General features: G+C 33.1%; 13 protein-coding genes. 3 read left to right on the plus strand and 10 right to left on the minus strand.

Annotation, left to right across the window (positions count from 1 at the left end; genetic code table 11):
- Nucleotides 1–10 precede the first annotated feature (10 nt).
- The 5 genes from Q1A73_RS22480 to Q1A73_RS22500 form a co-directional block, all read right to left on the minus strand.
- Complete coding sequence (locus tag Q1A73_RS22480) at nt 11–1,108, minus strand: hypothetical protein (protein WP_299610457.1); 1,098 nt, start codon at nt 1,106–1,108, stop codon at nt 11–13.
- Between the two features lie 458 nt (nt 1,109–1,566).
- Nucleotides 1,567–2,682: a 3-isopropylmalate dehydrogenase gene (leuB, locus tag Q1A73_RS22485; RefSeq protein ID WP_299610459.1), complete on the minus strand. Its 1,116-nt coding sequence runs from the start codon at nt 2,680–2,682 to the stop codon at nt 1,567–1,569.
- A gap of 11 nt (nt 2,683–2,693) precedes the next feature.
- A complete protein-coding gene (gene leuD, locus Q1A73_RS22490; RefSeq protein WP_299610462.1) occupies nt 2,694–3,281 on the minus strand; it encodes a 3-isopropylmalate dehydratase small subunit in 588 nt (195 codons plus the stop codon).
- 5 nt (nt 3,282–3,286) lie between these two features.
- Nucleotides 3,287–4,669 carry a 3-isopropylmalate dehydratase large subunit gene (gene leuC, locus Q1A73_RS22495; protein ID WP_299610465.1) on the minus strand — a complete coding sequence of 461 codons (1,383 nt, stop codon included), beginning with the start codon at nt 4,667–4,669 and terminating at the stop codon, nt 3,287–3,289.
- Nucleotides 4,670–4,715: 46 nt separating this feature from the next.
- Complete coding sequence (locus Q1A73_RS22500; RefSeq protein WP_299610468.1) at nt 4,716–5,885, minus strand: 2-isopropylmalate synthase; 1,170 nt, start codon at nt 5,883–5,885, stop codon at nt 4,716–4,718.
- A 192-nt stretch (nt 5,886–6,077) separates the two neighbouring features.
- Between Q1A73_RS22500 and Q1A73_RS22505 the strand changes: the two genes are divergently transcribed.
- Together Q1A73_RS22505 and Q1A73_RS22510 are read left to right on the plus strand one after the other, a co-directional pair.
- Nucleotides 6,078–7,622: a hypothetical protein gene (locus tag Q1A73_RS22505; RefSeq protein ID WP_299610471.1), complete on the plus strand. Its 1,545-nt coding sequence runs from the start codon at nt 6,078–6,080 to the stop codon at nt 7,620–7,622.
- 13 nt (nt 7,623–7,635) lie between these two features.
- The gene (locus tag Q1A73_RS22510; protein WP_299610473.1) at nt 7,636–8,496 is read left to right on the plus strand and encodes an EamA family transporter; all 861 of its coding nucleotides are present in this window, start codon (nt 7,636–7,638) and stop codon (nt 8,494–8,496) included.
- A gap of 2 nt (nt 8,497–8,498) precedes the next feature.
- On the opposite strand, the gene Q1A73_RS22515 is transcribed toward Q1A73_RS22510, so the two are convergent.
- The 3 genes from Q1A73_RS22515 to panB form a co-directional block, all read right to left on the minus strand.
- Nucleotides 8,499–9,197, minus strand: coding sequence for an RluA family pseudouridine synthase (locus Q1A73_RS22515; protein ID WP_299610475.1), 699 nt, complete (start codon nt 9,195–9,197; stop codon nt 8,499–8,501).
- Nucleotides 9,198–9,279: 82 nt separating this feature from the next.
- Nucleotides 9,280–9,630 carry a four helix bundle protein gene (locus tag Q1A73_RS22520; protein ID WP_299610477.1) on the minus strand — a complete coding sequence of 117 codons (351 nt, stop codon included), beginning with the start codon at nt 9,628–9,630 and terminating at the stop codon, nt 9,280–9,282.
- 48 nt (nt 9,631–9,678) lie between these two features.
- Nucleotides 9,679–10,497 (minus strand): 3-methyl-2-oxobutanoate hydroxymethyltransferase, encoded by an 819-nt coding sequence (panB, locus tag Q1A73_RS22525; protein ID WP_299610479.1) that lies wholly within the window; start codon nt 10,495–10,497, stop codon nt 9,679–9,681.
- A 154-nt stretch (nt 10,498–10,651) separates the two neighbouring features.
- On the opposite strand from panB, the gene Q1A73_RS22530 reads away from it, so the two are divergent.
- Entirely contained in the window at nt 10,652–11,119 is a 468-nt protein-coding gene (locus tag Q1A73_RS22530; RefSeq protein WP_299610481.1) for a nuclear transport factor 2 family protein, read from the plus strand.
- Nucleotide 11,120: 1 nt separating this feature from the next.
- Here the strand turns inward: Q1A73_RS22530 and Q1A73_RS22535 are convergent, their stop codons facing one another.
- Entirely contained in the window at nt 11,121–11,675 is a 555-nt protein-coding gene (locus tag Q1A73_RS22535; protein WP_299610483.1) for a CPBP family glutamic-type intramembrane protease, read from the minus strand.
- Nucleotides 11,676–11,802: 127 nt separating this feature from the next.
- Entirely contained in the window at nt 11,803–13,227 is a 1,425-nt protein-coding gene (locus tag Q1A73_RS22540) for an L-serine ammonia-lyase (protein WP_299610486.1), read from the minus strand.
- Nucleotides 13,228–13,402 lie beyond the last annotated feature (175 nt).

The raw sequence follows: 13,402 nt of genomic DNA on the forward strand, positions 1-13,402 counted from the left end.
TCATTAGGATTTATTTTCTTTCTAACAATAATGCTTCAATCTTAGCAAGTCTTGCTTCGAGCTCACTATTTTTCGCTTTTACTTTTTGTAATTCTTTAATCTCTTTTTCTTGTGCAATCGTATACAAAGTCAATTCTTCGATCTTTTCCAGGAGTTTAGCATTCATTTCACCTAATTGCATACCATTTTCTTCAACTTCAGCAGCGGATGGAATGTTGATCAAATGTCCTTTTTGATCAATATGATTTTCTACTTCTTGTAAAGTTGGTAGTGTATATGCATCTTCAAATACATAGTCTGGCCAGTTATTATATAATGCTACCTTTATTTCTTCTGCGACAACTTTTCCCGCTACTGCTAATTTGTATCCTTGGGTATTGGTGGTGCCTATACCTACATTACCGGTAGATCTTTGAAAAGTCATTACTTGATAAGACCAATTACCTTCTCCATTATCTCTTTGAGTTCGGATACCAAAAGTGTCTCCTCCGTTATGAGCATTGAATAGCCAATCGTTCTTTCCTTTTCCATCAATGATTAAAGCTCCCCAGTCACCATTTCCTACTTTCGCAGTTCCGTTTACGTCTAGTTTTTGGCTTGGAGTTGTTGTTCCAATTCCTACTAGTCCATTATCTCTTACAAGAAATAGGTTGTCATTATTTTTGTCGAAAACACCGAAGCCAGGAATATTAGAAATCCCATTACTATTTCTGTCTAACTTAAAAAGAAAAGCACCATCTGTTTCAAATAATAGATCATCCTTTTCGTTTAAGTTGGTAAAACCATCAGACATTTTAATGTTTCCTGCAAGACCACTGGATGAATCGTCTATTTTTAATCCGTTATCATTTAAAATGTTGACTTGTCCATCAATTAGTAACTGAGATCCCATTATTCTAGTACCATTAAGATAATCACCACCATAATTGATAATGAGTTGATTGTTTCCACTTACAAGAGCTCGCTTCCAAATTAGATCCCCAGAGATATATCGACGCATTCTTAAATCTCCATAGTCATTAGCTAGATTAAAAGCGTTGTTTGACATCTGCCCAAAAACACTCATGTTAATAATTAGAACAAACAAAAAGAACAATGATTTTTTCATAATTTAAAATTGATAGTATGATTATGTTAATGTTATCGTATAACTCTTCTATTTTGGGGTCTCATAGAAATGCGCAAAAGTACTCCTTACTTGTAAATCTGATCTGCAAGGAGTCAGATTGTTATTAACAAAATTCTGTAGTCTTTTTACTAGTACTTTTTTCATTTTATCTATTCGTTTTCCCTTTTTTAGATTGTGTTACATTAGATAGTGTCAAAAGAAGAAGAAGTGTTACTGTTAAAATTGGATTTTTTTTGAAAAAAGTTTGGTAATCACTGTTTGATGTAGGGAATAAGAAGTTAAATAATCTATCTAAATACTATTGGAATATTGTAAAATCATTAGATTTTTTAAGGGCTTACAATGGATGATGTAAGTCCTAGTGGATTATATAAAAAAAGCAACCAGAAAAATATTTCTGATTGCTCTCTTTACAAACAATAAATATATAACTAATACTAGATAATCGTAGATTGTCCTACGTGTATATTCTCGAAATTAATGTTAGAGTCTTCAGGATTTAAAATATAATCATAAATAAAGTCTCCTACTTTTTCCGTAGTTAATGGATTAATACTATTTAAATCGGGTGTGGTAAGGTTTAATTCTAAAGCCTTCTCTACTGCATTTTTGATAGCTTGTGATTCCTCTAAAAGATCAAAATGTTCTAGTAACATAGCGGCAGATAAAATAGCAGCTATTGGATTGGCAATTCCTTTTCCTGTTGCTTGTGGATAGGATCCGTGTATCGGTTCAAACATACAACAAGTATCTCCCACAGAAGCAGACGCTAATAATCCTATAGAACCTCCAATTACACTGGCTTCATCTGAAATGATATCTCCAAACATATTTTCGGTTAAGATTACATCAAACTGACTTGGATTTAGGATCATTTGCATCGCTGCATTGTCTACAAAAAGAAAATCTAAATCTACATCTGAATATTCTTTCGAAATTTCTGTAACTACTTTTCTCCATAGTCTAGAAGATTCTAAAACATTGGCTTTATCTACTAAGGTAAGCTTATTACGTCTCTTCTGAGCTGCTTTAAAAGCTAATCTCGTAATACGTTCTATTTCTTCTTTAGAATATTCGCATAAATCTGAAGCCACAGTCCCTGCTTCATTAAGTTGTTTCTTACCAAAATAAATTCCACCAGTAAGTTCTCGATAAATAGAGATATCTGTACCTTCAATGATATTTCTCTTTAAAGGTGATTTATCTAATAAGGTGTCATAAGCCTTTACGGGTCGGATATTGGCATATAAACCGAGTTCTTTTCGTAAGCGCAATAACCCTTGCTCTGGACGAACAGGAGCACTAGGCTCATTATCGTATTTAGGGTCACCAATAGCTCCAAAAAGTACTGCGTCTGTATCAGCGCAGATTTGCAGTGTTTCTTCTGGTAATGGATTTCCTGTTTTATCAATTGCGATAGCACCTACCAAAGCATCCTTAAAAGTAAAGGTATGATCAAAACTATGTGCAATAGCTTCTAAAGCTTTCACTGCTTGTGCAGTAACTTCTGGTCCGATTCCGTCTCCGGATAATACAGCAATTTCTAGTTTCATGTATTTATCTTTTAGGTACGTGCTTTTTCAAAAGCTTCTATTTCTGATTGGTTGCTTATTAAAAAGTCAATGTCATCATATCCATTGAGTAAGCACATTTTCTTGTAACTATTAATTTCGAAGTCAGCTTTAGATTTAGAAGAGACAATGGTAATTGTTTGTGCTTCCAAGTCTACTTCTATTTGGGTAGCTGGATCTTTTTCAATCGCAGAAAATAACTCTTGTAGATACTCCGGAGTTACTTGTATCGGTAACAATCCATTATTTAATGAATTTCCTTTAAATATATCTGCAAAAAAACTGGACACCACTACTTTGATCCCATAATCATGAATCGCCCAAGCTGCATGTTCTCTACTAGAACCACATCCAAAGTTAGTGCCGGCTACTAAAATACTACCACTATATTTTGTGTCATTTAGTGCAAAATCAGTATTCTTATTTCCATCTTTATGATAACGCCAGTCTCTAAATAGGTTCTCTCCGAAGCCTTCTCTACTGGTGGCTTTTAAAAAACGCGCTGGAATTATTTGATCCGTATCTACATTTTCGATAGGTAAGGGTATCGCGGTAGATGTTAACTTTATAAACTTATCCATAGCGATTAGTTTAAATGTTTAGTAATGTCTATTATTTTTCCTTCGATCGCAGTGGCAGCAGCTACCAATGGACTAGCAAGAATGGTTCTGGCACCTTGTCCTTGTCTACCTTCAAAATTTCTATTAGAAGTAGATACACAGTATTCTCCTTCTGGAATTTTATCATCATTCATAGCCAAACATGCAGAGCAACCTGGTTGTCTTAGTTTAAAGCCAGCTTCTTCAAAGATTTCATTTAAACCTTCATCTACAATTTGAGTAGCTACTCGCTGAGAACCAGGAACAAACCAAGCTGTAACATTTTCTGCTTTTTTCTTTCCTTTTATATAATTAGCGGCAACTCTAAAATCTTCAATTCTACTATTTGTACAGCTTCCGATAAAAACATAATTTACTTCCTGGTCAATTAGAGATTGTCCTTTTTCAAAATTCATATAGGCTAATGATTTTTCAAAAGAAGCATTTGTATCTACAGGAATGTTTTCAGTTATCTTAATTCCCATGCCTGGATTTGTTCCATAGGTAATCATAGGAGATATATCCGCTGCATCAAAATGATATTCTTTATCAAAAACAGCACCTTCATCAGTTGGTAATGTTTTCCAATACGCTACTTTCTTATCAAAATCAGCTCCTTTTGGAGCAAATTCTCTTCCTTTAATATATTCAAAAGTAGTTTCGTCTGGAGCAATCATTCCTCCACGCGCTCCCATTTCGATACTCATATTACAAACGGTCATTCTACCTTCCATAGACATTTCTTCAAAAACATTTCCTGCATATTCACAGAAATATCCAGTACCAGAATTGGTACCTAGTTTAGAAATGATATAAAGAATAACATCTTTAGGAAGTACTCCTGGTTGTAGTTTTCCATTTACATTAACACGTAAACTTTTTGGCTTTTGTAATAACAAACACTGACTCGCAAAAACTTGTGCTACCTGACTAGTTCCAATTCCAAAAGCAATAGAACCAAAAGCACCGTGAGTAGAGGTATGGCTATCTCCACAAACCATGGTCATCCCTGGTTGTGTGATACCTAATTCAGGGGCCATTACATGTACAATACCATTGTTTTTATGCCCTAGTCCATAGAGCGTAATGTTATTTTTAGTACAGTTTTCTGTTAATTGTGCTAATTGATTACGTGATTGAGGATCTTTTACAGGAAGATGTTGGTCTACAGTGGGAGTGTTATGATCTGCTGTAGCTACTACCTGATGAGGTCTAAAAATAGGAATTCCACGTTGTTCCAATTCACCAAATGCTTGTGGACTTGTAACTTCGTGGATTAAATGTTGATCAATATAAAGTATTTGCGGGCCGTTTTCGACTTCTTTGACGACGTGCGCGTCCCAAACCTTATCGAATAATGTCTTTTTCATATGTGTGATATACCTAACGTATTCTGAATCTAATAATTCATTTTTGTTATACAACTGCCGCTTCTACAGAAACAGTTTTCATAATTTCATGAATATCATCATTAACTACTTCTTTCTTTCTATCAGCGTAGTTTAAGAATTCTTTATATACTTCATCTAATTGAAGTTTTGTTAATTCATAACCGATCTTTTTTGCTCTATAAGCTAATGCAGCTCTACCGCTTCTTGCAGTTAGCACGATAGCAGATTCAGTAACACCAACTTCGGCAGGATCAATGATTTCGTAGGTCTCACGATTCTTAATCACTCCATCTTGATGGATACCAGAACTATGTGCAAAGGCATTAGCACCTACAATAGCTTTATTAGGTTGTACCATCATTCCCATACTTTCTGACACCATTAAACTCGTATCATATAATAATTTAGAATTGATGTCTGTATTTAGATGTAAGTAAGGATGTTGTTTCATGATCATCACTACTTCTTCTAAAGCTGTGTTACCAGCACGTTCACCAATTCCGTTAATGGTACATTCTATTTGTCGAGCACCATTGATAGCACCTGCAATAGAATTGGCAGTGGCTAATCCTAAATCGTTATGACAATGACAAGAAATAGTAACCTTATCAATTCCTTTTACATTTTCCTTTAAGTATTTTATTTTAGCTCCGTACTCTTCTGGTAAACAATACCCTGTAGTATCAGGAATGTTTAGTACGGTAGCCCCTGCTTTTATCATTTCTTCGCAGACTCGAGCTAAGAATTCATTATCAGTTCTACCAGCATCTTCGGCATAAAACTCTACATCTTCAACAAAAGACTTTGCATATTTTACCGCGGCAATTCCTCTTTCGATAACTTTATCCTGTGTAGAATTGAATTTATATTTGATATGTGAATCCGAAGTACCAATTCCTGTATGAATTCTTGGTTTTTTAGCATATTTCAGTGCTTCGGCAGCTACTTTTATATCGTTTTCTACCGCTCTGGTTAATCCGCAAACAGTTGCATTTTTTACAATCTTTGCAATTTCGTTTACCGAAGTAAAATCTCCTGGGCTAGAAACAGGGAATCCAGCTTCGATGATATCAACTCCTAAAAGGTCTAGTCGCTCAGCAATCACTAACTTTTGTTGAGTATTTAATTTACAACCTGGGACTTGCTCTCCGTCCCTTAACGTGGTGTCAAAAATTTGGACTTTATTATCGCTCATAGGAATTATGTGAATTATTAGTTTTAAAAATATCTTATAAAATATCTTCTAAGATGTTTTACTTTTCTCTTACGAATTTATATTTTGGGTATTCAAAAGGAAGGGATTCGTCAAAGTATTTTACAATGCTGAAAAGTTTCGATAATAGATTAACTTTCTTTTAATCAGTTAATTACAATATATTTTCTTACAATGACTAATGATCAAAAAGATCCTTTGTTTATTTTGGTAAAGTCGCTTTCAAAGTCCGAAAAACGACAATTTAAAGTGTACGTAGGTCGGTTAGGAGTGAATACAGACTCTAAATTTTTGGCATTATTTAATCACTTAGATAAAAGCGAAAAATTGGATGAAGAGCTAATTGTTTCTAAAGGAATTGTAAAGAAGCAACAACTCTCGAATCTTAAGGCGCATCTTTATAAACAAATTTTAATTAGTCTACGATTAAGTCCTTTACATCAAAACATCAGATCACAAATTAGAGAGCAATTAGATTTTGCGACGATTTTATATCATAAAGGATTGTATAAACAAAGTCTGAAGATTTTAGACAAGGCGAAAACAGTTGCGAAAGAAAATGAAGAGAATAATATTGCCTATGAAATTGTTGAACTCGAAAAAGTAATCGAAACCCAATATATCACCAGAAGTATTAATAGCCGCGCTGATGAATTAACGATTGAAGCAAAAATGCTAAGCATGAAAAATGTGCTTACGAGTAGACTCTCTAATTTATCACTTCAGCTATATGGTTTAATGATCAAAAGTGGCTACGTAAGAAATGATCGAGAGCATAAAGAAATTACACATTATTTTGAAAGTAAATTGCCTAAGTATGATTGGAGTCTTTTAGGGTTTAGGGAAAAATTATGGTTATATAAAGCTCATTTGTGGTACAGTTTTATGGTGCAGGATTTTTTGTCCTGTTATAAGTATTCTAAGAAATGGGTAGATTTATTTTATGAGCACCCTAAAATGATAGCATTAAATCCTGTTTTTTTTCTAAGAGGTAATCACTATTTGTTAGAATCATTATATCTAATTCAGGATAAAACAAAGTTGAAACTTACACTTAGTAAATTAGAAGAGACTATTAAATCTGATAGTTTTCCTACAGATGATAATATAGAAGTATTATCTTTTCAATTTATCTATAACAATCGGTTAAATGTTCATTTTTTAGAAGGAACCTTTGATGAAGGGGAGTACTTGGTAGATGAAATTTTAGAAAATATTATTAAGTACAAAAATCGTCTTGATGATCATCACATTATGGTGCTTTACTATAAAATCGGATGCTTATATTTTGGGATGGCTAATCATCGTAAGTGTATAGAGTATTTAGGTAAAATCATAAATAATAAATCCTTGAAAATGAGGGAGGATCTTATGTGTTTTGCTAGAGTATTGAGTTTAGTAGCACATTATGAAGCTGGAATGGATTATCATTTGGAAAGTCAGTTAAAAGAAACATATAGGTTTCTTATAAAAATGGATGATTTGCATGAAGTACAAAAAGAAATGATTAAGTTTCTTAGAAATCTTGGTGATATCTTCCCTCATCAAATTAAAGAAGAGTTTAGAAAACTACATAAAACTTTGAAGCAATATGAAGATCATCCGTATGAGAAAAGAGCTTTTTTATATTTAGATATCTTATCTTGGTTAGAAAGTAATATCGAAAATCGTCCTGTTTCGGAAATAATTAAGGAAAAGTCTAAAAAATTAGTGCGCTAATACGAACTTATTTATGGAGAATAATTCTCACCACCTTCGAAATATTCTGGAATTAAATTTGGCAATGCTTTTTATTAGTACTTCTGGTGCTCTTGGGAGATATATAGATATGCCAGTGCCTGTGACTATTGCTTTTAGAGCAATTTTAACCGGAATTGTACTATTTCTTTTTTGTAAATGGAAAAAGATATCATTCGGAATAGCCTCAAAAGATAGGAGTACTATTGTTTTTGGAGGTGTTCTTATGGGATTACATTGGATTACGTATTTCTATGCTTTAAAGATGTCCAATGTAGCTATCGGTATGTTGTCTTTATTTACTTATCCAGTAATTACATCATTTTTGGAGCCAATCATCCTAAAAACAAAATTTCAGAAAATGCATTTAGTATTAGGTGCTTTGGTCTTATTGGGGATTTACTTTTTAGTACCTAATTTTAGTTTAGAAAATTCATATGCAAAAGCAGTGAGTATTGGGGTTGTTTCTGCGTTTTGCTATGCATTAAGAAACTTACTTATGAAAACCAAAGTAAGTAATTATCATGGTTCGATGCTCATGTGGTATCAATTGGTAATTATTAGTATTATGTTATTTCCTACTCTTTTTGTATTTGATAGCTCCGGAATTATAACGCAATGGCCATGGACGTTAGTGCTAGCCATACTTACTACAGCTATTGGTCATACCTTATTTTTATTTAGTTTGAAACGATTTTCAGCAACAACAGCAAGTATTATTAGTAGTGTTCAACCAGTATACGGAATTATAATTGGAATTATTTTTCTAAAAGAAATACCTGTATTTACAACAATTATTGGTGGGGTGCTAATTCTTACTTCTGTAGTTATAGAAAGTGTGAGATCTTATAAATAGTTTTATCGTAGTACTGTATCCCATATAACATCAGATGGAGGAGGAGCTATGATGGTTAATGGTTCCTTTTTTACAGGATGAACAAAAGTTAGTTTTCTAGCATGTAGATGAATGCTTCCATCCTTATTACTTCTGTCTGCACCATATTTTAAGTCTCCTTTTATAACAGATCCAATACTCGATAATTGCGTTCTGATTTGATGATGTCTTCCTGTATGAAGAAGTATCTCCAAAGCGCAATAATGATCTAATTCTTTAAGAATTTTGTACTCTAAAATTGCTTTTTTACTATCAGGCACTTCTTTTTTATGAGCATATGACTTATTCTGTTTTGGATTTCTTTTTAGCCAATGTACTAGAGTGTCATCTTTTTTCGGAGGAGTATTCTTTACTACTGCCCAATAGGTTTTTTGAGCTTCTTTATTAGCAAAAAGCTTATTTAATCTTGGAAGTGCTTTACTGGTTCTTGCGAAGACTACAATGCCAGTAGTGGGTCGATCTAGTCGATGTACCAATCCTAAGTATACAGCTCCAGGTTTGTTATATTTTACTGCAATATATTCTTTAACTACTTCACTAAGTGGTTTGTCTCCTGTTTTATCTCCTTGTACAATATCTCCAGCTCTTTTATTTACGACAATAATATGGTTATCTTCATATAATACTTGAAGATTGTTTTTATTGGAAATAATTTTGGACATCGATCGCATTAGATTACGGGATTCATTCGATTTTTAGATTATTAGAAAAAAGATAATTAGTTAATCGGTTAGATAGCTTGTTTTATTTTAAAGTAGATTTAAATTTTGAAGTCATTTTAACAATAGATTCAAGATCTTTCAAAAGTATATCAAGTTTTGTTTGATTAATAAATTCTAAATCTAACGAAATAAGAAGTTGCGTTTCGATTTCGTAAGCCGAACCTAATGTAATTTGAAGAAACCGAGCAAAATCTTTATTCGAACTTCTTGAAGATCCTTCTGCAATATTTGAAGGTATTGAAACAGCTGCTCTTCTCAATTGATTAGTTAATCCAAATTTTTCTGATTCCGGAAATTCTGATGTTATATCATATATTTTAGTACAGAAAACACGACTCTTTTTCCATATTTCTAAATCCTTAAATCGGTGCATTTTTAAATCTAACTATCCATTTTCTAAATAATCTAACCATTCTAAAAATTAATACTGTTCATTTTCATTCGGAAAATCCAACGATTTTACATCGGCAACATATTGTTGAAAAGCATTAGTCATTTCACTATATAAATCTAAATAACGTCTTAGAAAACGAGGATTAAACTCATGTGTCATCCCCAACATATCGTGTGTTACCAATACTTGACCATCTACACCATTTCCTGCACCAATTCCTATGATGGGTATCGTAAGGCTTTCTGCTACTTCTTGTGCTAATTTGGCAGGAACTTTTTCTAAAACTATGGCAAAACAACCTGCTTTTTCAAGCATTAAAGCGTCTTCTTTTAATTTTCTCGCTTCTTCTTCTTCTTTAGCTCTAACCGTATAAGTTCCGAATTTATATATAGATTGTGGTGTAAGACCTAAATGTCCCATAACTGGTATTCCTGCATTTAAAATTCTTTTTATAGAATCCTTTACTTCTTTACCTCCTTCAAGTTTTACTGCATGTCCTCCAGATTCTTTCATGATTCTAATAGCAGAACGTAAAGCCTCTTTTGGGTCACTTTGGTAACTACCGAAAGGTAAATCTACAATGATCAATGCTCTTTCGATTGCTCGGATAACAGAAGATGCATGATATATCATTTGGTCCAATGTAATTGGAAGTGTGGTTTCATGACCTGCCATCACATTAGATGCAGAATCTCCGACCAAAATAACATCAACCCCAGCGCCATCGACAATTTTAGCCATGGTATAATCATATGCAGTAAGCATAGATATCTTTTCTTTATTAGCTTTCATCTCTACAAGAGATTTTACCGTAACGCGCTTGTAATCTTTTTTTGCTGTTGACATTTTGTATGTTAATTTAGTGTTGGTAAAAGTAATCAATTAGAAAGATCGTAACAAGAGTATATTATTTTTGATTTAATTTTAAATTATAGCCCTTTCATTTTTAATTTTTTATAAAACCAGAAATCTGTTTTTAGGAATATCAAATCTTCTTATTATGTATAGAACTTTATTAGTAATTGTATCATTGATTTTAAGCCAGATGGCATACTCCCAAGATGCTATGGATAGTAATCAACAAAAAGCGAAAGAACTGATTTTAGAATTTTTCGATGGGTTTCATGAAGGTGATACTGCTAAAATCGCTAAGACGATCGATCCTAATCTTAGCATGTTAACTATTGCAAAAGATAAAAAAGGAATTGTTAAAACTGTAAAAACTGATTTTAATAAGTTTTTGGGAGCAATTCATAATAGACCGAAAGAGCAAAAGTGGTTAGAGAAATTATTGAGTTTTAAAATTGATGCCGATAATCAGATTGCCCAGGTTTGGACACCTTATGAATTTTATGTGAATGATCAATTCAGTCATTGTGGAGTGAACGTTTTCCAGTTATTTAATGATGGAGATAATTGGAAAATTATTGCTATTGCCGATACTCGGAATAGAGAAGGGTGTAAGTGATTTAGGGACGATTGCTTATAATCAAAAAGACTACTCCGTTATTAATAGCATGTAATAATATTGGCCAAATCATGTGATTGTTAATAATCTTTATTTTACCAAACATATGTCCTGCAATAATTCTCGGAACAATCAATAGAAATAGAATACTATTTATTGTTAGAGAATCTACGTAATTGAAAATATGTAAAAATCCAAAAATCACAGAAGTTAGTTGTAGAGTAATTAATTGATTACTATCTAGGTAATGTATCAATTTGTCTAAATATGATTTTGGAATAGCTTTTAAATACATATAGAATAATATAATCATAATGATTATGGAAACAAGGTAGCTATAGTACCATGTTATTTCTAAGGTAATGAAGATATTTATGATAAAAAATGTCCAAGAACTTAAAAATAAAGCTATGTCCTTATAGGAAGGTTTTAGCAATGTTCTAAACATGAGTTCTTCAATGCATGGTGCAAAAACTACCATAGCTAAAAACGCCCTAAGTTTATCTTCTTTTATAATTTCTAACAGTGCATCTTGAGAATATTTCTGCAAGTCCAAATATGGAAAAATACTTTGAAGAACAAGCACACAAATAAAGAAGAGAATGTACAATCCAAATAGCCTAAAATAAGATGTGATTAATTGTTGGATTTTCTGTAACAAGTTTATAGAAATATTGGTGTTATTAACAATCGCTTAGGCTTACTTTTATAGCTAATCCTCCTTCGCTGGTTTCTTTATATTTTGTATTCATATCTTTTGCGGTTTCCCACATAGTTTCGATAACTTTATCTAAAGGTACTTTGGCATTAGCTGCATCAGAATCTAGAGCCATTTCACAAGCGTTAATAGCCTTTATAGCACCCATAGCGTTTCGTTCTATACAAGGTATTTGTACCAAGCCTCCTATAGGATCACAGGTTAAACCAAGGTGATGCTCCATTGCTATTTCACTGGCCATTACTACTTGTTCCGGAGTACCTCCCATTAGCTCGGTTAAAGCTCCTGCTGCCATAGCAGAAGAAACACCAATTTCTGCCTGACAACCTCCCATGGCAGCAGAAATAGTAGCACCTTTTTTAAATAAACTACCGATTTCTCCGGCTACCAGCATAAATTGTTTTACATCATCAAAATTTGCATCATGGTTTTCTATGACCATATAGTACATCATGACAGCTGGAATTACACCTGCACTTCCATTAGTTGGAGCTGTAACTACTCTTCCTAATGAGGCATTTACTTCATTAACTGCAAGAGCAAAGCAAGATACCCATTTTAGGATTTGCCTGAATTTCACCTCCGTATTTCTTATGGCTTCAATCCATTCTGTCGGATTGTTATAAGTGGAATCTCCAATAAGTTTTTTATGTGTGTCGTATGCTCTTCTACGTACATTTAATCCTCCAGGAAGTGTACCTTCGGTATGGCAACCTGTGTACATTGATTCAAGCATCACATTCCAGATTTCCTGTATTCTAGTATTAATTTCTGCATCACTTTGAAGAGATTGCTCATTCTCTAGAACAATTTCAGAAATCATTTTATTTTTTTGTTGGCAATAAGAGATAAGATCTGAAGCTTTTTGGATGGGTAAAGGAAACTCTCTAAAAGCTTCCATCTTTTTCTTTTCTCTTTTTCTTTCCTCCTGCACTACAAAACCTCCACCAATGGAATAAAAAGTAGAGTCGATCGTTTTATCATCTGCTAAAGTTGCAGTAAATGTGATAGCATTAGGGTGAAATTCTTTGAATTCTCTATTGAATATAATTTGGGTTTCTGGATCAAAATCGACTTTCAATTCTTGATTAAAAAGTAATGTTTTATCTGACTTTATCTGGTCAATAATCTCAGGTATCAGGGCAACATCTATTGATTGAGGATCGTATCCACAAAGCCCCAAAATGGAAGCAATGTCAGTAGCGTGTCCTTTTCCGGTTAAAGATAAAGATCCGAACAAGTCAACTTTTATTGAAATGACAGAGGTAAAAAGTTTATTTTCTTTCAGTTCTGCGATCCAACGTCTCCCAGCTCTCCATGGTCCAAAAGTATGAGAACTAGAAGGACCAACTCCTATCTTAAGCATATCAAAAACACTGATACATTCCATAATTACGAATTGTGTGTGAAATTATGGCGGTAAATATAACGTATTGATAAAAAAAAACTATTTTTTTTACAGAATAGTTAAGTTTTGCTTGTTTTTCTTTATGGTGTTATTGAGCTTGTTTAAAGGATTTTATAGGATAATGACATCCTGTCATATAAATAGTCGTGGCATAATC

The sequence above is a fragment of the uncultured Aquimarina sp. genome, assembly GCF_947492115.1.
In the GTDB taxonomy this organism is placed as follows: Bacteria; Bacteroidota; Bacteroidia; order Flavobacteriales; family Flavobacteriaceae; genus Aquimarina.

What these genes read in the sequence shown, in the direction of transcription:
- Q1A73_RS22480 (WP_299610457.1), bottom strand. Translation starts at nt 1,108, where the DNA reads ATGAAAAAATCATTGTTCTTTTTGTTTGTTCTAATTATTAACATGAGT.
- panB (WP_299610479.1), bottom strand. Translation starts at nt 10,497, where the DNA reads ATGTCAACAGCAAAAAAAGATTACAAGCGCGTTACGGTAAAATCTCTT.
- leuD (WP_299610462.1), bottom strand. Translation starts at nt 3,281, where the DNA reads ATGGATAAGTTTATAAAGTTAACATCTACCGCGATACCCTTACCTATC.
- Q1A73_RS22510 (WP_299610473.1), top strand. Translation starts at nt 7,636, where the DNA reads ATGGAGAATAATTCTCACCACCTTCGAAATATTCTGGAATTAAATTTG.
- Q1A73_RS22530 (WP_299610481.1), top strand. Translation starts at nt 10,652, where the DNA reads ATGTATAGAACTTTATTAGTAATTGTATCATTGATTTTAAGCCAGATG.
- Q1A73_RS22500 (WP_299610468.1), bottom strand. Translation starts at nt 5,885, where the DNA reads ATGAGCGATAATAAAGTCCAAATTTTTGACACCACGTTAAGGGACGGA.
- leuB (WP_299610459.1), bottom strand. Translation starts at nt 2,682, where the DNA reads ATGAAACTAGAAATTGCTGTATTATCCGGAGACGGAATCGGACCAGAA.
- Q1A73_RS22515 (WP_299610475.1), bottom strand. Translation starts at nt 9,197, where the DNA reads ATGTCCAAAATTATTTCCAATAAAAACAATCTTCAAGTATTATATGAA.
- Q1A73_RS22520 (WP_299610477.1), bottom strand. Translation starts at nt 9,630, where the DNA reads ATGCACCGATTTAAGGATTTAGAAATATGGAAAAAGAGTCGTGTTTTC.
- Q1A73_RS22540 (WP_299610486.1), bottom strand. Translation starts at nt 13,227, where the DNA reads ATGGAATGTATCAGTGTTTTTGATATGCTTAAGATAGGAGTTGGTCCT.
- Q1A73_RS22505 (WP_299610471.1), top strand. Translation starts at nt 6,078, where the DNA reads ATGACTAATGATCAAAAAGATCCTTTGTTTATTTTGGTAAAGTCGCTT.
- leuC (WP_299610465.1), bottom strand. Translation starts at nt 4,669, where the DNA reads ATGAAAAAGACATTATTCGATAAGGTTTGGGACGCGCACGTCGTCAAA.